At 62.4% G+C, this 20,661-nt stretch carries 19 protein-coding genes; 9 read left to right on the top strand and 10 right to left on the bottom strand.

Annotated features, from left to right (window positions below):
- The first annotated feature begins 269 nt into the window (after nucleotides 1–269).
- Together IAE38_RS21880 and IAE38_RS21875 are read left to right on the top strand one after the other, a co-directional pair.
- A complete protein-coding gene (locus tag IAE38_RS21880; protein ID WP_201165379.1) occupies nucleotides 270–1,484 on the top strand; it encodes an aldose 1-epimerase family protein in 1,215 nt (404 codons plus the stop codon).
- Between the two features lie 91 nt (nucleotides 1,485–1,575).
- The gene (locus tag IAE38_RS21875; RefSeq protein ID WP_201219221.1) at nucleotides 1,576–2,085 is read left to right on the top strand and encodes a ProQ/FinO family protein; all 510 of its coding nucleotides are present in this window, start codon (nucleotides 1,576–1,578) and stop codon (nucleotides 2,083–2,085) included.
- A 27-nt stretch (nucleotides 2,086–2,112) separates the two neighbouring features.
- Here the strand turns inward: IAE38_RS21875 and IAE38_RS21870 are convergent, their stop codons facing one another.
- The 6 genes from IAE38_RS21870 to IAE38_RS21850 form a co-directional block, all read right to left on the bottom strand.
- Nucleotides 2,113–3,408 (bottom strand): NAD(P)/FAD-dependent oxidoreductase, encoded by a 1,296-nt coding sequence (locus IAE38_RS21870; protein ID WP_201219220.1) that lies wholly within the window; start codon nucleotides 3,406–3,408, stop codon nucleotides 2,113–2,115.
- 50 nt (nucleotides 3,409–3,458) lie between these two features.
- On the bottom strand, nucleotides 3,459–3,881 hold the full coding sequence (locus IAE38_RS21865; protein WP_201219219.1) for a RidA family protein: 423 nt from the start codon (nucleotides 3,879–3,881) through the stop codon (nucleotides 3,459–3,461).
- Between the two features lie 28 nt (nucleotides 3,882–3,909).
- Nucleotides 3,910–5,049 carry a tyramine oxidase subunit B gene (locus IAE38_RS21860; protein WP_201219218.1) on the bottom strand — a complete coding sequence of 380 codons (1,140 nt, stop codon included), beginning with the start codon at nucleotides 5,047–5,049 and terminating at the stop codon, nucleotides 3,910–3,912.
- Between the two features lie 185 nt (nucleotides 5,050–5,234).
- A complete protein-coding gene (locus IAE38_RS24115; RefSeq protein ID WP_268933379.1) occupies nucleotides 5,235–5,357 on the bottom strand; it encodes a hypothetical protein in 123 nt (40 codons plus the stop codon).
- Between the two features lie 8 nt (nucleotides 5,358–5,365).
- Entirely contained in the window at nucleotides 5,366–6,583 is a 1,218-nt protein-coding gene (locus IAE38_RS21855; protein WP_201219217.1) for a multidrug effflux MFS transporter, read from the bottom strand.
- A 159-nt stretch (nucleotides 6,584–6,742) separates the two neighbouring features.
- The gene (locus IAE38_RS21850) at nucleotides 6,743–8,230 is read right to left on the bottom strand and encodes an aldehyde dehydrogenase family protein (protein ID WP_201219216.1); all 1,488 of its coding nucleotides are present in this window, start codon (nucleotides 8,228–8,230) and stop codon (nucleotides 6,743–6,745) included.
- A gap of 276 nt (nucleotides 8,231–8,506) precedes the next feature.
- Between IAE38_RS21850 and IAE38_RS21845 the strand changes: the two genes are divergently transcribed.
- The 3 genes from IAE38_RS21845 to feaR all read left to right on the top strand — a co-directional run bounded on the left by IAE38_RS21845 (nucleotide 8,507) and on the right by feaR (nucleotide 11,634).
- Nucleotides 8,507–10,003 (top strand): APC family permease, encoded by a 1,497-nt coding sequence (locus tag IAE38_RS21845; RefSeq protein ID WP_201165367.1) that lies wholly within the window; start codon nucleotides 8,507–8,509, stop codon nucleotides 10,001–10,003.
- A complete protein-coding gene (locus IAE38_RS21840) occupies nucleotides 9,984–10,568 on the top strand; it encodes a DUF3156 family protein (RefSeq protein ID WP_201165364.1) in 585 nt (194 codons plus the stop codon). The genes IAE38_RS21845 and IAE38_RS21840 overlap by 20 nt, the downstream gene beginning before the upstream one ends.
- 112 nt (nucleotides 10,569–10,680) lie before the next feature.
- Nucleotides 10,681–11,634 carry a transcriptional regulator FeaR gene (gene feaR, locus IAE38_RS21835; protein WP_201165362.1) on the top strand — a complete coding sequence of 318 codons (954 nt, stop codon included), beginning with the start codon at nucleotides 10,681–10,683 and terminating at the stop codon, nucleotides 11,632–11,634.
- A gap of 71 nt (nucleotides 11,635–11,705) precedes the next feature.
- Here feaR and IAE38_RS21830 read toward each other — a convergent pair whose 3' ends face one another.
- Both IAE38_RS21830 and IAE38_RS21825 read right to left on the bottom strand, forming a co-directional pair.
- Entirely contained in the window at nucleotides 11,706–12,071 is a 366-nt protein-coding gene (locus tag IAE38_RS21830) for a cupin domain-containing protein (RefSeq protein ID WP_201165360.1), read from the bottom strand.
- Between the two features lie 28 nt (nucleotides 12,072–12,099).
- Nucleotides 12,100–13,398 carry an NAD(P)/FAD-dependent oxidoreductase gene (locus IAE38_RS21825; RefSeq protein WP_201219215.1) on the bottom strand — a complete coding sequence of 433 codons (1,299 nt, stop codon included), beginning with the start codon at nucleotides 13,396–13,398 and terminating at the stop codon, nucleotides 12,100–12,102.
- 324 nt (nucleotides 13,399–13,722) lie between these two features.
- Here IAE38_RS21825 and tyrS point away from each other — a divergent pair, with 324 nt between their 5' ends.
- Entirely contained in the window at nucleotides 13,723–14,952 is a 1,230-nt protein-coding gene (tyrS, locus tag IAE38_RS21820; RefSeq protein WP_201219214.1) for a tyrosine--tRNA ligase, read from the top strand.
- Nucleotides 14,953–15,025: 73 nt separating this feature from the next.
- On the top strand, nucleotides 15,026–15,448 hold the full coding sequence (gene hpaR, locus IAE38_RS21815; protein ID WP_201219223.1) for a homoprotocatechuate degradation operon regulator HpaR: 423 nt from the start codon (nucleotides 15,026–15,028) through the stop codon (nucleotides 15,446–15,448).
- A gap of 23 nt (nucleotides 15,449–15,471) precedes the next feature.
- Here hpaR and IAE38_RS21810 read toward each other — a convergent pair whose 3' ends face one another.
- Entirely contained in the window at nucleotides 15,472–16,065 is a 594-nt protein-coding gene (locus IAE38_RS21810) for a TetR/AcrR family transcriptional regulator (protein WP_201165355.1), read from the bottom strand.
- A 252-nt stretch (nucleotides 16,066–16,317) separates the two neighbouring features.
- Between IAE38_RS21810 and IAE38_RS21805 the strand changes: the two genes are divergently transcribed.
- A complete protein-coding gene (locus tag IAE38_RS21805; protein ID WP_201165354.1) occupies nucleotides 16,318–17,487 on the top strand; it encodes a p-hydroxyphenylacetate 3-hydroxylase oxygenase component in 1,170 nt (389 codons plus the stop codon).
- A gap of 76 nt (nucleotides 17,488–17,563) precedes the next feature.
- Nucleotides 17,564–18,505 (top strand): p-hydroxyphenylacetate 3-hydroxylase reductase component, encoded by a 942-nt coding sequence (locus IAE38_RS21800; RefSeq protein WP_201219212.1) that lies wholly within the window; start codon nucleotides 17,564–17,566, stop codon nucleotides 18,503–18,505.
- A gap of 84 nt (nucleotides 18,506–18,589) precedes the next feature.
- On the opposite strand, the gene IAE38_RS21795 is transcribed toward IAE38_RS21800, so the two are convergent.
- The gene (locus IAE38_RS21795; RefSeq protein ID WP_201165348.1) at nucleotides 18,590–20,443 is read right to left on the bottom strand and encodes an ABC transporter ATP-binding protein; all 1,854 of its coding nucleotides are present in this window, start codon (nucleotides 20,441–20,443) and stop codon (nucleotides 18,590–18,592) included.
- Between the last annotated feature and the right edge of the window lie 218 nt (nucleotides 20,444–20,661).

Below are 20,661 nucleotides of genomic sequence, written 5' to 3'. Positions count from 1 at the left end.
GCGCCGCCCGCGCGGCGCATCGCGAGCTGCGCTCGCTCCTACGGTTGTTTCGGGCCAGTCACGTATTTCGGGCCAGTCACGCCTGTTGCGGGCGCGCGCGACCGCCTTGTTGGTACGGCACGGTATTGCGTCATACGCCAAGGCGTTCGTGCGCAGATGGCGCGGCCCGGAACAACCGTAGAAGCAAGCGCTATGGCGGCCAATGCAAACTTGCTGAATCGTTTCTTTCGCTCTATAAGCAATCCACAACACCAAGAAAGGCCACCACCATGCCCCCTTTGAAACTGATCGTCGCGCTCACAACCCTGTCTGCCACTTCCCACGCCTTGGCCTGGGACTACGTATTGCTCGACACCGACAAAGCTGCCCAGAACTGGCAGGTCACCAGCCAGTCGCTCGGTGTGAAAACCGACAAGCCCTTCAGCGTTACGCTGCGCACCCTGCACGGAGGCCGGCAGGAAGGCGTGAGCATCGTGGATATCGACAACGGCACCCTGAAACTGTCGGTGGTCCCCACCCGTGGCATGAACATCCTGAAGGCCTCGGTGGGCCCGGTGCGCATGGGCTGGGACTCGCCGGTCACCGAAGTGGTGAACCCGTCCTTCATCGAACTCAATGGCCGCAATGGCCTGGGCTGGCTGGAAGGCTTCAACGAACTGGTCACCCGCTGCGGCTATGAATGGGTGGGCCACCCTGGCGTCGACAACGGTGAGTTGCTGACCCTGCATGGCCGTGCTGCCAACATTCCGGCCAGCAAGGTCACCCTGCACATCGACGAAAAACCGCCGTACGCCATCACCTTGCGTGGCGAACTGAAGGAGCAGGCGTTCAAGAAGGTGGACTTTGCCGTGGCGACCGAAGTAGTCACCGAACCGGGCAGCGTGGCGTTTGCCATCAACGACACCCTCACCAACCAGGGCGATTACCCCAAGGAATACCAGGCGCTGTACCACAGCAACTTCAGCACCCCGTTTCTGGAGCAGGGGGCGCGTTTCGCCGCCCCGGTAAAACAGGTTTCACCGTTCAACGACAAGGCCAAGGGCGACCTGCCTGACTGGCAAACCTACCGCGCCCCCACCAAGGACTACGATGAAACGGTCTACAACGTGGTGCCGTATGCCGATGCCAAGGGCGATACCCTGACCGTGTTGCACAACAAGGCAGGCAGCCTGGGCGTTGCGGTGGGCTTCAATACCCGCACGCTGCCGGTGTTTTCGCTGTGGAAGAACACCGACACCCAGGGCCAGGGCTATGTCACCGGCCTCGAGCCTGGGACGAGTTTTTCCTACAACCGTCGTTACCAGCGGCCACTGAATCTGGTCCCGACAATTGGCCCTAAGGAGCAGCGCCAGTTCCACATCCGTTACAGCCTGTTGGCGGACAAAACGGCCGTGGACAAGGCTTTGCAGCAGGTGAGCGAGATCCAGGGCGGGCGCGAAACCGAGGTGCGTCAGGTGCCATTGGTCGACCTGAGCAAAGAGTAGAGCGGGTAAAAGCAACGGTTTGGGGTGCCCCGGAGCCGCGTATGGCATATCCTTGCACACCGAAATCAATTTCTAAGCAGTGAACTGAACTATGGGTTTTGAACAACTAGCGGAGCTCCGTGACCGCCTGCGGGCAGAAAAGGAACAGGCCAAGGCCGACCGGCCCAAGCCGGCGCCGCGCAAATCGCCCCCCCAGGCGACCCCGCGCCGCCAGGATCCCGCAGTGGAAGCCATATGGCCTTTGCAGAAGCATTTTCCATTGGCGTTCCCGGTCAACCCTGCACCCAAGGTGCCGCTCAAAGAGGGCATCTTCAAGGATGCCGAGCAACACCTTGAGCTGCTCGGCCTGACCCGTGAACAGCTCAAACTGGGTATTGCCACCTGGTGCAAAGGCACGCGCTACTGGGCGTGCATGGTGGAAAACGCGCCGCGTCTGGACTTGAACGGCCAGGCCGCGGGCAGTGTGACCGCCGCCCAGGCGCTGCACGCCAAGCAGCAAGCCGCGCGGCACTTCAACCAGGCCCGCCGCAACCGTGCAAAACCCAAAGCCACTGCGCCTGAGCCAGCGGCCGCGGTCAGTACAGAGCAGACGCCGGGCTGAGCAGCCGATGAGCCCGCCAAGCCGGGCTCATTGAAAGCGGTCGAAGCGATACGGGCTGGGGTCGATCAACGGCCTGTGTTGCATGACCAGGTCTGCTGCCAACTGCCCGGCAGCAGGCGAGGTGCCGAAGCCGTGCCCGGAAAACCCCGTTGCCAGGGTCAGGCCGGGCAGGCTGGATACCGCACTGATCACCGGGTTGGAATCGGGGGTGACGTCGATGGTCCCGGCCCAGGCACTGGCAATGCGCGCCTGCTGGAATACCGGCCACGCCGCGCTCAGGTTGCGCAACGCGTCACCGTTGAGTGAGGTATTGGCAGCCGGGTCCTGCACCCTGATGCGCTCGAACGGGGTCACATCCGTGGCCTTCCAACGGCGGGCCATTACCAGATCGGTGATTGACGCCTTCCCCAGGCGAATCTGCAAGAAGTCGCGCTGCGCTCGCAACTGTGGCAGGTAACGCCTGCCTAACAGCAGGTGGTCGAGGGTGAGAAATGCATCCAGCTTGCCGCGCTGGGTAATGATGAACCCCCCGTCGATGTGTTTGCGAAACGAGAAGTCAGGAGCCCCCACGGCAATCTCGGTCGGGCCTTCCATGGGCTGGGTGCGCAGTACCGAACAGACCAATGGCAGGGTTGGCAGGTCGATGTTCAGGTTGCCGAGAAACCTGCGCGACCACATGCCGCCTGCCAGCAAGACCTGATCACAACGGATCTCGCCCTGCTCGGTCACCACACCGCTCACACGCCCGGCACTGGTTTGCAGGGTACGTACCGCGCAGTGTTCGAGGATGACGGCGCCCTTGGCCATCGCTGCTCGGGCGATGGCGCTGGCAGCCAGTGTCGGCTCGGCGCGGGCATCGGACGCGGTGTACAGGGCACCTGCCCACTGCGTACGCCCGCCCGGCACCCGCCGGCTGATCTCGGCATTGCTCAACAAGCGTGAGTCCAGGCCCAGGTGTTCGACGCTTTTCAGCCAGCCCTCATGCAGGCCCATCTGCGTGTCGTCACGGCCAACGAACATGATCCCGGCCTGGCGATAGCCCACGTCACTGCCCACCCGTTGCGGCATTTCGGCCCACAGGCGGTCCGCTGCCAGCGCAAGGGGTATGTCGTGGGCATGGCGGTTGGTCTTGCGAACCCAGCCAAGGTTGCGTGAGGACTGTTCGCCAGCAATGCGGCCCTTTTCCAGCACGACCACCGGGATGTTGCGTTCGGCGAGGGTCAGCGCTGCGGTGAGGCCGACGATGCCGCCGCCGATGATCACAACGGTGGTGGCGTCCGGTTGCCGTGTGCTGGTGATGACAGGGTCGATGGCAGGGGGCATTGCGTTACTCCGCAGCAATAAGTTGAGGTGGTACAGCTTGGCGTCAGTGGTTATTGGCCAAGGCGTATCAGCCTGACATCCGCTTGCGAGGCGCCACGGTAGGCGGTCACTTCCAGCTCCACCTTGTACACCGTCGAACCCAGCGGCGGGCAGGTGACGGTAGTGGCCGGGTCGATACCGCGAAACTTCTGACCAATCACGTCCATCACCGCGGGTACATCAGCGGGCTGCTGAATGAATACCCGGGAGCAGACCACATCGGCCAGGCTGGCATCGACTGCTGCCAAGGCGTTCTCGATGTTGGCGAACACCTGGTGGGTCTGCTCGATGACGTCTTCGGCGATCAGTTGCGTCTGCGGGTTGCGGCCTGCGGTGTTGGAAACGTAGATCCAGTTGTCCACCGCGACCAGGCGGGAGTAGCTGGCCATGTCTTCGAACTTGGAGCCTGTTATCAGTTTGGTGATCTGGGTCATGGGGGTGCCTTCGATGGGTGAGTCAGGGTTAGCTGAGAACGGGCTGTTCCCACAGGTTGAGCTTGACGCCAATGCCTTTTTCCAGGGCGTTGCGGTACACCACGGTGCCCCACGCCACGTCTTCAACGGGCATGCCACCAACGGACATCAAGATGATTTCGTCGTCGTTCAGGCGCCCAGGCGCTGCCCCAGCGATGATCTTGCCAATGTCCTCGACCTGCTCGGGCAGCAGGGTGCCCTCGGCGATCATGTCCATGAAGCGCACACCCACCAGGGGGACATGATGGTGGGCAGGTTTGGGCAGTTCCTCGAACCAGGCCTGGTACAGGCCGGTGTTGTCCACCACCTTGCGCACGTCGGCCTGCTCCATGCCCGCGTCGATGCTGCAGGGGGCTGGCATGGCCAGGAACGCGCCCGGCTTTACCCACTCGCGCTTCACCAGCGGGTAGCGGGCGGGGTCGCCGACCTCACCAGAGCTGCAGTAGCTGACCAGGTCCGAGCCCCGCACCACTTCTTCCAGAGTCTGCACCACTTGTACGTTGACGATCTGCGGGAAGGTGGCGCTGACCCAGCTGACGAACGCATCCAGGCTCTTCTGGCCACGGCCCTTGATCTTGAGCGTATCCACTTGCGGGCATACGGCCATGAACGCTGCGACCGTGGTCTTGCCCATCACGCCCGGCCCGGCCAGGCCAATCACCTTGGCATCCTTGCGGGCCAGGTGGCGGGCGCCCACGCCAGGGATGGCGCCGGTGCGGTACGCCGAGAGCAGGTTGGCCGACATATGCGCCAGTGGCGCGCCGGTGTCGGCATCATTCAGGGTGAGCATCAGGATGGAACGGGGCAGGCCTTTTTCGCGGTTGGCGATATTGGAGCCGTACCACTTGGCGCCTGCTGTCTGAAAGTTGCCGCCAAGGTACGCTGGCATCGCCATCATGCGGCGGTCGGCGGTGGGTTTGGGCATGGTGGGGAACGGCGAATGTTCAGGGAAGGTGATCATCGCCCCGTGCGAGTCGCTGTTCGGGCCTGCCATGCGGTAGTCGCCGTGGTAGAGCAGGCCGAACATGGTTTCCATGGTGTCGACGCAGGCGGGCATGTCGGTCACGCCTGCGCGAATCATGTCCTGCTCGGACAGGTAGATGAAGTCGATACGGGTGTCGAGGGTCATGGCGGGTCTCACTGCGTGGAAGGCGCGTGGCACCTTCCCTTTGGGTTTTATTGTTGTGTCGCCCGGGTCGAACGGGCTGGCCAGGTAAACGCAAGTTACTGCCAGTTTCGCTAACGACTGGTAGGTCGTCTTGTGTTTGCCTGCCTGGCCGATTGACCCTCCCTGCCAGCGCCCGTGTCCTGTGCTCAAAGCGGCTTGTCAGACGAATCTCTGCCCCGTTTGGCGCGCACCCAGCCGCCCAGGTGGTAAAAGACGCCAAACAGAATAATGGCGCCGCAAATAGTGGCGCCCAGCAGGGTGTTGTTCATGCCTGACCTCAGTGACCCGCCAACGAGTAACCTGCTTGCACACCACGCAGGCTGAGGGCCGTCAGCAGGCACACAACCAGTGTGCTGGCGGCCAGAAGCACGGCCCAGCCCGCAGGGCCGTACTGCAGCGTCATGGCCGCTAGCGGGGAGGCGCTGGACGACACCGACAGCTGGATTGCCCCCAACAGGGCAGCGGTAGAGCCCAGGGATTTGTCCTGGGATGACATCACCAGCGACATCAGTGTGGACTCTGCGATCCCCAGCCCGAACAGCGCCAAGGCCATACCCCCGGCAACACCCGGCAAGCCCAGGCCGCTCAGGGTACTGACCAAGGTCAGCAGGGCACCCAGCGCCATGCAGCGCACGCCTACTGTGCTGAGCTTTTTCAGGCCATAGCGGCTGACCCGCCGGCTGGCGAACAGTGCGCCAAGCATGACCGACACACCCGTGGCGCCAAACAGCAAGCCAAACGCCTGGGCACTCATGCCGAAGTACTGCTGGTACACCAGTGTCGCGCCGCCGATGTAGGCGAACAGGAAGAAGAACACGGCAGCCACGGCCAGGGTGGGGCGCAGAAAGCCGCCATCCGCGAGGATGGCCAGGTAGGTTTTGCACGCGCTGCGCAGGCTAAGGGCTTCGCGCTGCTCCACAGGCAGGGTTTCGGGCAGGTTCAGCAAGCTGTTCAGCCACACCACCAGGCCCATACCGGCCAGTGCGAGCATCACTGCGCGCCAGCCGAAATGCGCATCGATGACGCCACCCAGCGCGGGGGCAAGAATAGGCGCCACCCCTTCGATGGTCATCAGCAGGGCGAACAGCTTGGTCGCGGCTACGCCATGGCTTACATCACGCACCATGCTCATGATCACCACCAGGGTGAGGGCGCTGCCCAGCCCCTGGAAGAACCGCAGCGCGATCAATGTATCCAGGGTTGGCGCCATCGCGGCGCCGAACGAGCACAGGATGAACAGCAGCAGGCCAGCCATCAACGGCCTGCGCCGGCCGTAGGCGTCGACGATGGGGCCAAATATGAGTTGCCCGGCGCCCATGGCCAGGAGGAAGAAGGTCAACGTGAGTTGCACATGGGTGAAACTCGCTTGGTACTGATTGGCTATCTCGGGCAGGCTCGACAGGTACATGTCGACGGCAGAGGGCCCCAGGGCCCCGATCATGCCCAGCCCAAGCGCCAGTTTGAAAGGTACTGCGGAGGATTGATTAGGTTGCATGGTAATCTCATCGCTTTGCTACCTACCGGACGGTAGGTTTGCGAATCCTAAGCGTACTGGCGATTCAGGTCAAACGGTCTTTAGGCTAAAGGCAAACCCTGCACCAACGTTCAGATCTGGTGCAGGGCAGTTGCTCTCACAGATAGGTGCGTCGGGGTGCTAGTAGCGAATCATCACCGACTTGAGCTCGGTGAAGTCGTCGATGAACGCCGACCCGAACTCCCGGCCGATGCCGGACGCCTTGATGCCGCCAAACGGCACCGCCGGATCCAGCAGGGTGTGCATGTTCACCCACAGTGTGCCCGCCTGAATGTCGGGGATCATGCGCATGGCCTTGCCCAGGTCGTTGGTCCACAGGCTGGCACTGAGCCCATAAGGCGAAGCGTTCATCAACTGCAGCAGTTCTTCTTCGCTGTCATAGGGCAGAAAAGTGGCCACCGGGCCGAACGTTTCCTGGTTGAGCAGGGTGTCGCTGGCAGACTTGGCCAGGATCACCGTCGGCTCGACATAACACCCGGGCCCTTCGCCAATGCGCCCGCCATGGATGATCTGGCTGCCCTCGGCGCGGGCCGTGGCGAAGAGTTCCGCCAGCTTCTGCTGGTGCGGCTTGTTGGCCACCGGGCCGAACTGGGTGGTTTCATCCAGGGGCGAGCCGGTTTTCAGCTGGCCCAGACGGTGCGAGAGGGCTTCTAGCAGCGGGTCAAGGCGCGAGCGGTGCACATAAAAGCGCTCACCGGCGGCGCAAATCTGCCCGGCGTGCAGGAAGCCGGCCTCGATGATGCCGTCTACGGCCTTGTCCAGGCCTACGTCCGGGAGAAACGCCACGGCATTTTTGCCCCCCAGTTCCAGCGTCGCCCGGGTGAGCTTGGCACCCATGGCCGCCTGGCCGACGGCGATGCCGGTCGGCACCGAGCCGGTGAACGAGACCTTGTCAGTGCCGGGGTGCTCGATCAAGGCCTTGCCCACATGGCCGCCCCCGGTCAGCACGTTCAAGGCGCCGGCTGGCAGCCCTGCCTCGGTGGCCAGCTCGGCAATGCGCAACAGGGTCAAGGGGGTGAATTCGCTCGGCTTGATGATGATGCTGCAGCCGGTGGTCAGCGCGGAAGCCAGCTTCCAGATGGCAATCATCGTTGCGAAGTTCCAGGGCACGATCCCTACAACCACCCCGATGGGTTCGCGCAAGGTGTAGGCGCTGTAGCGCTCGCCCGCGAAGCACGGCAGCGACGGGGTGATGGTCTGGCCGGTGATCTTGGTCGCCCAGCCGGCGTAGTACCGCAGAAAGTGCGCGGCCTGGTCGACTTCGAAGGCGCGCGACAGGCCGATCAGCTTGCCCGATTGCAAGGTTTCCAGCTGGGCCAGCTCTTCGCGGTGGGCTTCGAGCAAGTCGGCAAGCTTGAACAGCACCCCCGCGCGTGCTGCCGGGTTGGTCCGCGACCACTGGGCGAAGCCTTGGCGTGCCGAGCCCACGGCGAGGTCGACGTCGGCCTGGTTGGCATCGGCAATCTGGGCGATGGCCTGCCCGTTGGCAGGGTTCACCACGGCAACCGTGGCGCTGCCACTGCTTGCAACGGTGTGCCCCGCGATGAACAGGCCGTGGTCCCGTGCCAGGAAGGCATGGACGGAGGGGAGAAGCTGTACATCGCTCATGAAAAATCCTCGAACAGGTGAAGGTCGGCCCGCAGGCCGCCAGAATCTGGAGGATAGTGATAGGCGCCACGCTGATCTTGGACGGCTGTGACAGCGGCATGACCCTGCCTGCCATCGTCAATGGGCTGGCCTGGCAGAGAGCAACAAAGCAACCGGCAGCCAGGGGCAAGACGTTACCTGGTGGCCGGCGCACAGTGGCCAGGCAGGGCAGCACAACCTGTGCGTGAAGGATCACTTGCCGCGTTCATTGCCATAACAACAAGCTGGGGCACAACGATGTCACTCAACAACAGGCTCACCGAGCACCTCAACCAAGGCACGGTTGGTTTTCCAACCGCACTGGCCAGCACCGTCGGGCTGATCATGGCCAGCCCCGTGATCCTCACCGCCACCATGGGCTTCGGCGTCGGTGGCAGCGCGTTTGCCGTAGCCATGGTGATCGCCGCGCTGATGATGCTGGCCCAGTCCACCACCTTTGCCGAAGCAGCGTCCATATTGCCCACCACCGGGTCGGTCTACGATTACATCAACTGTGGCATGGGCCGCTTCTTCGCCATTACTGGCACCCTGTCGGCCTACCTCATCGTGCATGTGTTCGCCGGTACCGCCGAAACGATTCTGTCGGGGGTCATGGCATTGGTGAACTTCGAGCACCTCAACACCCTGGCCGAGTCGGCGGGTGGTTCCTGGTTGCTGGGGGTAGGCTTCGTGATCGCGTTCGCGGTGCTCAACGCATTCGGCGTCAGTGCCTTCAGCCGTGCAGAAGTGATTCTTACCTTCGGCATGTGGACCACGCTGATGGTGTTCGGTGTGCTGGGGTTGATCGCCGCCCCGGCCGTGGAACTGCAAGGGCCGTTTGGCGCCTCCATGGTGGGCACCGACCTCATGACCATTTTGTCGCTGATCGGCATGGCCATGTTCATGTTTGTGGGCTGCGAGTTTGTGACCCCCCTTGCACCCGAGTTGCGTCGCTCGGCCTGGGTGCTGCCACGGGCCATGGCGCTGGGCCTGGTCGGTGTAGCCAGTTGCATGTTCATCTATGGCGCGGCCATGAAGCGCCAGGTCGAAAACGTGGTGATCGATGCCGCCACGGGCGTGCATCTGTTGGACACGCCCATGGCCATCCCGCGGTTTGCCGAACAGGTGATGGGTGATATCGGCCCGGTGTGGCTGGGCATCGGTTTTCTGTTCGCCGGTGCGGCAACCATCAACACCTTGATGGCCGGCGTGCCGCGCATCCTGTACGGAATGGCTCTCGACGGCGCGCTGCCGAAGGTGTTTACCTACCTGCACCCGCGTTTCAAAACCCCGTTGCTGTGCATTCTGGTGGTGGCGCTGATCCCGTGTGTGCATGCCTGGTACCTGGGTGGCAACCCCGACAACATCCTGCACCTGGTGCTGGCGGCAGTGTGCGCCTGGAGCACGGCTTACTTGCTGGTGACCCTGTCGGTGGTAATCCTGCGCATTCGTCGGCCCGACCTGCCACGTGCCTACCGTTCACCGTTGTTCCCGCTGCCGCAGATCGTGTCCAGCGCAGGTATCATCATCGGCATGCTGTTCATCACGCCGCCCGGGATGAACCCGGCAGACGTCTACGTGCCGTTTGCAGTGATGCTGGGGGGGACTGCAGCCTACGCCCTGTTCTGGTCGTTGTGCGTGCAAAAGGTAAACCCGTTCAAGCCTGCGCGGGTAGAGGACGTGCTCGAAAAGGAATTTGCCGCCGAACCCAACACCCTGTCGGAGCACTCGCAGCATGATCAGACATTTGCGTGAGCGCTGGCTGGCGCCGCGTGCGCCGGCAGGTTACCGCCCAGGGGTGACCCTGGGGCACCTGTTGCGCAACCTGGGCCCGCTGGAAATCCTGCAGGCCCAGGCGGGCACCGCGCAACTGCATTGCCCTCAGCAGCGCTGGCACGCTGAGGTGCATGAGTGCGTCGAGGCGCACCTGTTGATGCATGTGGTGACGTGCGAGTTCCGCCTGGAGGTGCCCGCCCTGCAACAGGGCGAGGTGCAGATGAAGCTGCGCCATACCGGAGCACTGCGCCGCACCGGCCTGGCCTGCGTGTATTCCGGTGGGGACAAGGCACTGTTCGCACGGGTGCGTGACCGGCTGGCGGCTGATGCAGCCCTGATGGCGGCACTGATGCCCCTGGACTTCAAGCGCCTGACGCTTTCGTGCCGGCGCGGCCAATGGCACCTGGCCCTTGAGCACATGGGGGCAAGCGAGGTGGTCAATCGCATGCCGGCCTTGCGCCGTTATATTCCAATCAGCGCGCAGCAGCGCGGGCATCTGCTCGCTTCCCTGACCAGCTTCAACCAGATACTCGTACACCTCTGATGCCCTTTGGCATGGCTGTTGCTCAGCTTCTTCGACCAATTGTGACAGTTGTATCGTCATTGTTAACATGTTATCAATGCCGTTATAACAATAAACTCGCGTCGAGGGCACCATGCAGACTCATCAACCCGAACACCAGGGCCTTGATCGCTGGACCACCGCCATGCAGAGCATCTGTGGCCGTTTCGAAACGCAGCTGGCTTGCAACCCTTCGTTGTTCATCGGCGACGTCTGCGCGCAGACCCGTGCCGGTTTGCCCGTCGCCTCCTTGCGGACCAATGCCGGCGTCATCCGCCGCCTTGGGAGCAACCCGGACGTGGATGATGACCAGCATTGTTTTCTGGTGTTGCAGCGCTCAGGGCATGCCACCGTCGAACAGGCAGGCCTGACCATCCAGCTGGCCCCTGGCGACCTGATGCTGATGGACTCGGTGGGGCGCTGCGAGATCAAGCCGGCGGGCCTGATCGAACATGTCTCGCTGGCGTTGTCCCGCGATCAGGTGTGCAAGCACGTGACCGGGCGGGACTGCCTGGTGGGCAAGATCTCTTCCAGCAATGCCTGCGGGCGAATGCTGCATGCCCTGATGGACCAGCTGTGCAAGGACGAGCGCGGCGACCAAGACAGCAGTCAGGGCGCAGCCCTGCAAGCAGCCTTCACGGCCTTGCTGGAGCCAGGTCTGGAGTTGGGGGAGGGCAGCCGGTACGGCGTTGAAGCGCTGGGTAGCCAAAACCTGCGCAGCTATGTGCAGAAGATGATCGATCAATCGTTGTCCCAGCCTGGGCTGACGCCGGCATCCCTGGCTGGCGGTCTGAACATTTCAGTGCGCCACCTGTATCGCCTGTTTGAAGAGGACGGGGACAGTGTCTGCCGGTACATTCAGCGTACCCGGCTCACCCGTAGCGCTGAAGACCTGGCCAACCCGTTCTTCAAGCGTGAGTCGATCACGGCCATCGCCTACAAGTGGGGCTTCACGGACTCAGCCCACTTCAGCCGGTCGTTCAAAAAGCAGTTCGACCAATCGCCGAAAGACTACAGGGCCACCGCCATGGGCCTCGCCATGCGCTAGGCTGCCCGGCTGCGCCATAAAAAAGGCCGCCAGGGCGCAAGGCGCTGGCGGCCGGCGCAGCAGGCCTGTGGTCAGGCGACGGCGAAGTAGTGCTTGACGAACGATTCGCTCAGGACCTCCCACAGCACCGGCGTGCCTTTGGTCACGAACCAGGCATCGCCTGCCTTCAGGCGGCTGACCTTGCCAGTGGATTCATCGGTCAGCTGGATTTCACCCGTTACCACCACCGCCTGCTCACTGAACGGGTACACCATGCGGAACTTGCCGCGCGTGGTGCCGAAGTAGGCGCTGCTGATGGCGTCGGTGGGGGCGCCGTGGGTCATCTTGCCGAAGGCTTTGACTTCGCCTTCGAGGATTTCCGAGCCCAGGTCGGCAACAGTGCCCCAGGCATCGAGTTCGGTCAGTTGGATGCCGTGTTGGGCAACAGTGAGGGTCATGGCAGTTCTCCAGTGGGTAAGGGATGGCTCAGCGGCGGCCGTTGAAATAGCCCGACAGCTGGTGCACGGTCTTGCCGGCAGTGAGCAGCAGCGGGCGGAAATGGTCTTTGCCCAGAATGCGGGCGTGCTTGACCGAGCTGATCAGGTCATAGCGCGAAGAGCCTTCATGCATCCCTTCGGCGAGGACCTTGCAAATGATGTGGCTGGGGGTAACCCCAAACCCCGAGTAACCTTGCACGTAAAACGCATTCGGGCGGTTACTGAGGGTGCCGATTTGCGGAAACAGGTTGGCACTGGTGGCCATCGGGCCGCCCCAGGCCAGGTCGATACGCACGTCCTTCAGGTAGGGGAAAATCTTCAGCATCAGCGCACGGTTCCAGCGCTTGAGGTCCAGCGGTACATGCTCGACAAACGGCGTGGCGGCACCGAACAGCAGGCGGTTTTCCCGAGTGACGCGGTAATAGTCGATCACCGGGCGTATGTCGCTGTAGGCGCCGCGGATGGGGCTGATGCGGTGCACCAATTCATCAGACAGCGGCTCGGTCATCATCTGGAAGGCATAGGTATTGATGGTACGTGCATGCAGCTCGGGCTCAAGCTTGTTCAGGAAACTGTCACACGCCCACAGCAGCTTGCTGGCACGCACCGAACCGCGCCCGGTGCGGACTTTTATGCGTTCGCCATAGGTCACTTCCAGGGCTGGGCTGTGCTCGAAGATACGTGCGCCGTGGCCGACCAGGGCCTTGGCTTCGCCGAGCAGCAGGTTGAGTGAGTGCACATGGCCCCCGCCCATGTGCAGCAAGGCGCTGGTATAGGCATCGCTGCCAATGATCTGCCTGACCTGCGCACCACCCAGAAAGCGGATTTCATCCTGGGTATTGATGGCCTTGAACTGTTTTTCCCAGGTACGCAGGGTTTGCTCCTGGCGCTTGTTGAAGCCCATGTAGCCGTAGCCGTGGCAGAAATCGGCGTCGATGTCATAACGGGCAATGCGTTGCTTGATGATGCTGGCGCCCAGCTCGCTGATTTCGAAGATCTCCTTCAAGCCCTGGTCGCCAACACTGCTGCGCACCTTCTCCAGGTCGTGCCCGATACCCGCCATGATCTGCCCGCCATTGCGGCCGGTACCCCCAAAGCCCAGGTAACGGGCTTCTAGCACCACGATGTTGGTGATGCCTTTTTCAGCCAGTTCCAGGGCTGTGTTGATGCCCGAAAAACCGCCGCCGATTACCACCATGTCGGCTTCGACGTCGCTTTCCAGGGTGGGAAAGCTGAGGTTGTACTTCTTGGTCGCGGTGTAATAGGTAGGGGTCTCGATGTTGATCATGACGCAGCCTGCTGTATTGGAATTGTGAAAGGGCCTGTGCCGTGGCAGTCCATGGGATACCATTGAGCACCTATCGATCGGTAGGCGTCTTGCCTGAGCGTGACACGCTTTATGACATGCCTGCCAAATCGGTGTGGAGCGTTGGGATTGACGAACGGGCCTTGCTCGAAGATCATGCTCGCTATGAACATGTTAACCAATATCCCTCGTTACCGCCGCTACGCCACCTCAAGCTGAGGCGGTCGTTGCTGCGTGCACGTCATCCGCCCGGGGCGGCTGGACGTGTGTCTTGCTCCTCGGGCCTTACTCAACCCAGGAGTTCTCATGAGCGACCCGCAACATGACCTGATCAGCTACCTGCAAGCCAGGGGCTTCATCCACCAGAGTACCGACCTGGAAGGCTTGCGCCTTCACCTGCAAGCGCAGCCGCGCACGTTCTACCTGGGCTTCGACGCCACCGCTGACAGCCTGCACGTCGGGCACCTTCAGGGGTTGATGCTGATGCGCTGGCTGCAGAAGGCCGGGCATACGCCGATACTGCTGATTGGCGGCGCCACAACCCGTATCGGCGACCCAAGCTTTCGCGATGAAAGCCGGCCCGTGCTGGATGAAGCACAGATTCAGGCCAACATTGCCGGTATCACCCGTACATTCGGCCGCTACCTGACCTTGGGGGAGGGCGCAGGCCGGGTAGTGGATAACGCCCAGTGGCTGGATGGCATTGGCTACTTGCAGTTCCTGGACCAGGTAGGGCGTTACTTCTCCATCAACCGTCTGTTGACCTTCGACTCGGTGCGCCAACGCCTGGACCGGGAGCATTCGCTGTCGTTTCTGGAGTTCGGCTACACCTTGCTCCAGGCCCATGACTTTACCGAGCTGGCCCGTCAGCATGATTGCACCTTGCAACTGGGCGGCGCCGACCAGTGGGCCAATATCATCAATGGTGTGGAACTGGGGCGCCGCCGTGATCAGCGGCAATTGTTCGGGCTGACCATGCCACTGCTGACCAACAGTGACGGCAAGAAGATGGGCAAATCGCTCAACGGCGCGGTCTGGCTCGATGAACGCCGCCTGCCCAGCTTTGATTTCTGGCAGTTCTGGCGCAATTGCGACGACCGCGACCTGCCGCGTTTCCTCGCCCTGTTCACCGAGCTGCCGTTGCAGCGTATCGCTGAACTTACCCAGGAGGGCGGCGCTGCGCTCAACCAGGCCAAGGCGCTGCTGGCCGATGAAGTCACTGCCCTGGCACATGGCCCGGCTGCCGCACTTGCCGCGCGCGAAGCCGCCGAGGCCGTGTACGGCCAAGGTGAAAGCGAAGGGCTGACAACCCACACCGTAGCCCGCAGTACGTTACAGGTACAGAGCCTGGCCGAGGTGCTGGTGCAGGCGGGGTTGCAGCCTTCCCGTGGCGCTGCCAGGCGGCTGGCAGAGGGCGGTGGGCTACGCCTCAATGGCCAGGTGGCTCGCTCGGTCGATGACCCGCTGCCACCAGGGCCACAACAGTGGCGGGTGAGCCTCGGCAAGAAACGCCATTACCAGTTGCTCGTGGAATAATTGGTTAATGTATTAATGAGCGCGTGCTGGCATACTCGCCAGCACGCTCCCATTGATGACCCTGACTCGCGCAATGACCACTCCACGCCCATCCCTCACCCTCACGCTGCTGCAGGCGCGTGAAGCTGCCATGGCGTTTTTCCGCCCGGCACTCAATGCCCACGACCTGACTGAACAGCAATGGCGTGTCATTCGTATCCTGCGCCAGCAGGGCGAACTGGAGAGCCATCAATTGGCAGACCTGGCTTGCATCCTCAAACCCAGCATGAGCGGTGTGCTCAAGCGGCTGGAGCGTGACGGTATCGTCTCACGGCGCAAGTCGAGCGAGGATCAGCGGCGTGTCTTCATCAGCCTGACCGTGAAAGGCCAACAGGCATTCATGTCGATGAGCGAGGAGATGAACCGCAATTACGAAAAAATCCTCCGCCAGTTCGGTGCAGACAAACTTCACGCCTTGATGCAGCTGCTGGACGAAATGAAGAAAATCAGCCCCTGAAATCCGCATCTGCCTGACGACTGTCAGCGGTTGATTGACAACGAGTCGTCGAGAATCTTCAGCAACGATGCGGCTCGCCGTGCGTATACGGCAGGGTTCGCGTACATCAGCTCCACATGCAGGCTGTCGATAATCCCCAGATAGGCGTCGGCATAGATCTCCAGGCGCGTGGTGTCGTCGGCTGCCCAGCTGTGGCGTGCCTGCAGCGCCTGTGTGAAGCCCTCGCGTATACCCTCCAGGTACTGTTCGAACCCGGAGGTGATGATCGGGCGGATATCTGCAGGCGGCAGAAATGCTGTGCGCAGGATGAACCTCAGGTTCTCCGACCCCTGATAGCGCTCAGCCAGCTGCAATACCAGCCAATGGCCAGGCGCTGCTTGACGGGTAGTTTCTTCCTGGAAGGCGCCCTCGACGAAGGCGGTTTCCACGGCCAGGGCACGCTGGAAGGCTTCTACGAACAAGGCATCCTTGTTGGCGAAATGGGCGTAGAGCGAGGCTTTGCGCATACCGGCCAACGTCGCGATTTCGTTCAGCGACGAAGCGTCGTAACCGTAGGTGGCGAAGTGGTCGACGGCTACGTCACAGACACGGGCTGCGGAAGGGGAAAGCGCTTTCAACGGTGTTACTCCATCAAGGGTGCGGGCAGGCCACTCGCGGTTGGCTCGGGATTGTGGTGCGCACCGCCGCAGGGGTCAATCGTTGTGGGCAGCGCGGCATGGCAATGCCATGGAAAGTACCATTTTCCCCCTGTAACGTGCATTTCTCGCCCACAGCCCCCGCCACATACTGAGCGCGTCTTCGAGACTGTTCGGCTACCCGACGCCGCATAACGGGTGGTCGCTGGTTATCCAATAATAAAGAGACCGTTCATGAAAAAGCCAAATCCTTTGCTGGAAGACCTGAAGGCCATCCTGCCGGCCATTGCCGAAAATGCCTTCAAGGCTGAACACGATCGCAGCGTTCCGGCAGAGAACATCGCCTTGCTCAAGGGCATCGGCATGCACCGCGCCTTCTTGCCCAAGCAGTTTGGGGGCATGGAAATTTCACTGCCGCAGTTCGCCGAGTGCGTGGCGGTGCTGGCGGGCGCGTGTGCCAGTACGGCCTGGGCCATGAGCCTGTTGTGCACCCACAGCCACCAGATGGCGATGTTCCCCGCGCAACTGCAGCAGGAAGTCTGGGGCCTGGACGCGGACGCTACAGCCAGCAGCAGCATTGCGCCGTTTGGCCGCACCGAAGAAGTGGAAGGTGGCGTGAAGTTCAGCGGCGAAATGGGCTGGAGCTCGGGCTGTGACCATGCCGAGTGGGCCATCATGGGCTTCCGTCGCCCCAACCACGAGGGCACACAGGATTACTGTTTCGCGGTACTGCCGCGCAGCGATTACCACATCCGTGACGACTGGTATGCCGTGGGCATGCGCGGCAGTGGCAGCAAGACCCTGATCGTGCGCGATGCCTTCGTGCCCGAACACCGTATCCAGAAAGCCAAGGACATGATGGAAGGCAAGTCTGCGGGCTTTGGCCTTTACCCGGACAGCAAGATTTTCTATGCGCCGTACCGGCCGTATTTTGCCAGCGGGTTCTCGACCATCAGCCTGGGCATCGCCGAGCGTATGCTCGAGGTATTCCGCGAGAAAACCCGCAACCGGGTGCGGGCGTACACCGGTGTTGCGGTTGGCGCTGCCACGCCGGCCCTGATGCGCCTGGCCGAATCCACCCATCAAGTGGCTGCCGCGCGGGCATTGCTGGAAAAGAGCTGGGATGAAATCGCCCAGTACAGCGAGCGTCACGAGTACCCCTCGCGGGCAACCCTGGCGTTCTGGCGTACCAACCAGGGCTACGCAGTGAAGATGTGCATCCAGGCGGTTGATCGCCTGATGGAGGCCGCTGGCGGTGGCGCGTGGTTCGAAAGCAACGAAATGCAACGGCTGTTCCGTGATTCGCATATGACCGGCGCCCACGCCTACACCGACTACGACGTTTGCGCGCAGATTCTTGGCCGCGAACTGATGGGCCTGGAGCCTGACCCGACGATGGTCTGAGCGCGTTCGCTCACCCCTGGAAAACAATCACAACAATATCAACGGCGGGCCTGCATGGCCTGCTTGGGAGTCTTGCATGTCCAATTCAACCCCTGCCACCGAGTTCGATACACGAGCCTTTCGTCGCGCCTTGGGCAATTTTGCCACCGGTGTGACCGTGGTCACTGCCGCCGGCCCCAGCGGTCGCAAGGTGGGCGTCACGGCCAACAGCTTCAATTCGGTATCGCTGGACCCTGCACTCATTCTGTGGAGCATCGACAAACGCTCCACCAGCCATGAGGTGTTCGAAGAGGCGTCCCACTTTGCCGTGAACGTGCTGGCTGCCGATCAGGTCGACCTGTCCAATACTTTTGCGCGCCCAAAAGAAGACCGTTTCGCGGGCATCGACCATGAACCCGGTGCCGGTGGTGCGCCGCTGTTCAGCGACTGCGCAGCGCGCTTCCAGTGCGAGAAGTTCCAGCAACTGGACGGTGGCGATCACTGGATTATGGTTGGCAAGGTGGTGGCTTTCGACGATTGTGGCCGCTCGCCGCTGTTGTATCACCAGGGCGCCTACTCTATGGTGCTGCCCCACACGCGCATGACCCAGCGGGCAGAGGGGCAGGCCCCAAGCAGCCACTTCCAGGGCCGTCTGCAGCATAACCTGTACTACCTGATGACCCAGGCCCTGCGCGCCTATCAGGCGGACTACCAGCCACGCCAGCTGTGCACCGGCCTGCGCACCAGCGAAGCACGGATGCTGATGGTGTTGGAGAACGACGCCGGGCTTAGCCTGAACGATCTGCAGCGTGAGGTGGCGATGCCTGCGCGGGAGATCGAAGAAGCCGTAGCCAATCTGAAGCGCAAGGGCCTGATCGCCGATGACGAAGGCCGTGTGCGTTTATCGGTGAAGGGAGTGGATGAAACCGAAGCGTTGTGGGGTATCGCCCAAGCGCAGCAGGACAAGGTGTTCAGCCAGTTCACTGTTGAGCAGTTGGACACGTTCAAGGCTGTACTCAAAGCCATTATTCGGGTGTAGGTGTGGCCTGCGCTACCTGACACCGTTGCCCAAAGCCCAGCCTCTGCTGCGGCCGGTGCTGGATTAGAGCACCGGCCGTAGCCGTCAGTCCAGCAACTGCGCCACGCCCTGGTCCTCGCCCAGAAACCCGCCACTCTGATGCTGCCACAAGCGCGCATAGACGCCGTTTTTGGCCAACAGCTGCGCGTGGGTGCCTTGCTCGATGATGCGCCCGTCGTCCATCACGATCAGCCGGTCCATGGCCGCGATGGTCGACAGCCGGTGGGCGATGGCGATCACGGTCTTGCCTTCCATCATTTCGTCCAGGCTCTCCTGGATTGCCACCTCCACCTCCGAGTCCAGCGCGCTGGTGGCCTCGTCGAGCAGCAGAATAGGCGCGTTCTTCAACATGACCCGGGCAATGGCGATGCGTTGGCGCTGGCCGCCGGACAGCTTGATGCCGCGTTCGCCCACCAGGGTGTCGTAGCCGCTGTGCCCCTGGCGGTCGCTGAGCTGGCTGATGAAGCCGTCGGCCTGGGCGTTGGCGGCGGCAGCGCGGATCTGCGCATCACTGGCGTCCGGGCGGCCATACGCGATGTTGTCACGGATGGAGCGGTGCAGCAGCGAGGTGTCCTGGGTGACCATGCCGATGGCGCTGCGCAGGCTGTCCTGGGTGACCTTCGCCACATTCTGCCCATCGATGCGGATCTCACCGCTGTCCACATCGTAGAAGCGCAGCAGCAAGTTGATGAGCGTGGACTTGCCGGCCCCGGAACGGCCCACCAGGCCGACCTTTTCGCCAGGCTTGATCTGCAGGCTGAGGTCGGTCAGCACCTGGCGCTCGCCGTTGTAGTTGAAGCTGACCTTGTCGAACGTGACGGCGCCACCGCGGGTGACCAGTTCGCCTGCGCCGGGTGCGTCCTGCACCTTGGGGCCGCGGGTGAGGGTAGCCATGCCATCCTGCACCGTGCCGATGTTCTCGAACAGCGAGGTCATCTGCCACATGATCCAGTGAGACATGCCGTTGATTCGCAACGCCATGGCGGTAATGGCCGCGACGGCGCCAGTGCCTACCTGGCCCTGGTGCCACAGCCACAGTGCGTAGCCGCCGGCGCCAAAAATCAGCCCCACCACCAGTGCCTGGTTGACGATCTCGAACTGGCTCACCAGGCGCATCTGGCGGAAACCGGTCTGTTTGAAATCCTCCATGGCAGCACGGGCGAAATGCGCCTCGCGCTTGGAGTGGGAGAACAGCTTGACGGTGGTGATGTTGGTGTAGGCGTCCGATACCCGCCCGGTCATGGACGAGCGGGCGTTGGCCTGCTCTTGGCCGACCTTGCCCAGGCGTGGCACGAAATACAGCATCGCCAGCCCGAACAAGGCCACCCAGGCGATGAAGGGCAGCATCAGCTTCAGGTCAAAGCCCCCGGCCAGGGCGATGATGGCGATGAAGTACACGCCGATGCCAGGCAGAATCTCGATTACAGTAAACAGCACTTCGCGCACGGCCAGTGCGGTCTGCATCACCTTGGTGGTGACCCGGCCGGAGAACTCGTCAGAAAAGAACGACAGGCTCTGGCGCAGCATCAGCCGGTGGAAGTCCCAGCGCAGGCGTAGCGGCAGGTTGATAGCCAACACCTGGTGCTGGACCATGGTGCGCAGGGCCACCAGCACGATGCTGATCACCAGCACGCTGCCGATGCCCCACAGCACCTGGCTTTCTTGTGGGCCAGTGGTATCACCGGCCTTCCAGGCCGACAACAGGTCGACCACCTGGCCCAGGAACGAGAACAACCAGGCTTCGTAGATCGACACCCCCGCGCTCAACAGCGCCAGTGCCAGGATGTAGCCGCGGGCGCCGCGGGTGCAGGCCCACATGAAGCGCAACAAGCCCATCGGTGGTGGCGGTGCTTCGTCGGGAGGGAAAGGGTCGAGCCGGCGCTCAAACATATGCAGCATGCAGTGTCTCCGGAAATCAGGGTTCGCTTGGCGGGCCACCATACAGCAGTTGGGCCGGTTCGCCTTCAGGTAGACAGGCGCGAGGGCGATCCGATCCAATCTTCGGCGGCCGAGGCACACCGCGTGATGGCAACCAAGGGCATGACGTGATTGTTGTGGTGGCTCGCAGATCGAGCGCCGCCCGCGCGGCGCATCGCGAGCTGCGCTCGCTCCTACGT

Origin of the sequence: Pseudomonas sp. S32 (assembly GCF_016648095.1) — a bacterium.
Lineage (GTDB): Bacteria > Pseudomonadota > Gammaproteobacteria > Pseudomonadales > Pseudomonadaceae > Aquipseudomonas > Aquipseudomonas parafulva.
The sequence above is the reverse complement of the archived record's forward strand: the minus strand, read 5'-3'. Positions and strand labels throughout refer to the sequence as shown.

Excerpts from the sequence above, each read along its gene's own strand:
- IAE38_RS21880 (WP_201165379.1), top strand. The coding sequence starts at position 270 with ATGCCCCCTTTGAAACTGATCGTCGCGCTCACAACCCTGTCTGCCACT.
- IAE38_RS21875 (WP_201219221.1), top strand. The coding sequence starts at position 1,576 with ATGGGTTTTGAACAACTAGCGGAGCTCCGTGACCGCCTGCGGGCAGAA.
- IAE38_RS21870 (WP_201219220.1), bottom strand. The coding sequence starts at position 3,408 with ATGCCCCCTGCCATCGACCCTGTCATCACCAGCACACGGCAACCGGAC.
- IAE38_RS21865 (WP_201219219.1), bottom strand. The coding sequence starts at position 3,881 with ATGACCCAGATCACCAAACTGATAACAGGCTCCAAGTTCGAAGACATG.
- IAE38_RS21860 (WP_201219218.1), bottom strand. The coding sequence starts at position 5,049 with ATGACCCTCGACACCCGTATCGACTTCATCTACCTGTCCGAGCAGGAC.
- IAE38_RS24115 (WP_268933379.1), bottom strand. The coding sequence starts at position 5,357 with ATGAACAACACCCTGCTGGGCGCCACTATTTGCGGCGCCATTATTCTG.
- IAE38_RS21855 (WP_201219217.1), bottom strand. The coding sequence starts at position 6,583 with ATGCAACCTAATCAATCCTCCGCAGTACCTTTCAAACTGGCGCTTGGG.
- IAE38_RS21850 (WP_201219216.1), bottom strand. The coding sequence starts at position 8,230 with ATGAGCGATGTACAGCTTCTCCCCTCCGTCCATGCCTTCCTGGCACGG.
- IAE38_RS21845 (WP_201165367.1), top strand. The coding sequence starts at position 8,507 with ATGTCACTCAACAACAGGCTCACCGAGCACCTCAACCAAGGCACGGTT.
- IAE38_RS21840 (WP_201165364.1), top strand. The coding sequence starts at position 9,984 with ATGATCAGACATTTGCGTGAGCGCTGGCTGGCGCCGCGTGCGCCGGCA.
- feaR (WP_201165362.1), top strand. The coding sequence starts at position 10,681 with ATGCAGACTCATCAACCCGAACACCAGGGCCTTGATCGCTGGACCACC.
- IAE38_RS21830 (WP_201165360.1), bottom strand. The coding sequence starts at position 12,071 with ATGACCCTCACTGTTGCCCAACACGGCATCCAACTGACCGAACTCGAT.
- IAE38_RS21825 (WP_201219215.1), bottom strand. The coding sequence starts at position 13,398 with ATGATCAACATCGAGACCCCTACCTATTACACCGCGACCAAGAAGTAC.
- tyrS (WP_201219214.1), top strand. The coding sequence starts at position 13,723 with ATGAGCGACCCGCAACATGACCTGATCAGCTACCTGCAAGCCAGGGGC.
- hpaR (WP_201219223.1), top strand. The coding sequence starts at position 15,026 with ATGACCACTCCACGCCCATCCCTCACCCTCACGCTGCTGCAGGCGCGT.
- IAE38_RS21805 (WP_201165354.1), top strand. The coding sequence starts at position 16,318 with ATGAAAAAGCCAAATCCTTTGCTGGAAGACCTGAAGGCCATCCTGCCG.
- IAE38_RS21800 (WP_201219212.1), top strand. The coding sequence starts at position 17,564 with ATGTCCAATTCAACCCCTGCCACCGAGTTCGATACACGAGCCTTTCGT.
- IAE38_RS21795 (WP_201165348.1), bottom strand. The coding sequence starts at position 20,443 with ATGCTGCATATGTTTGAGCGCCGGCTCGACCCTTTCCCTCCCGACGAA.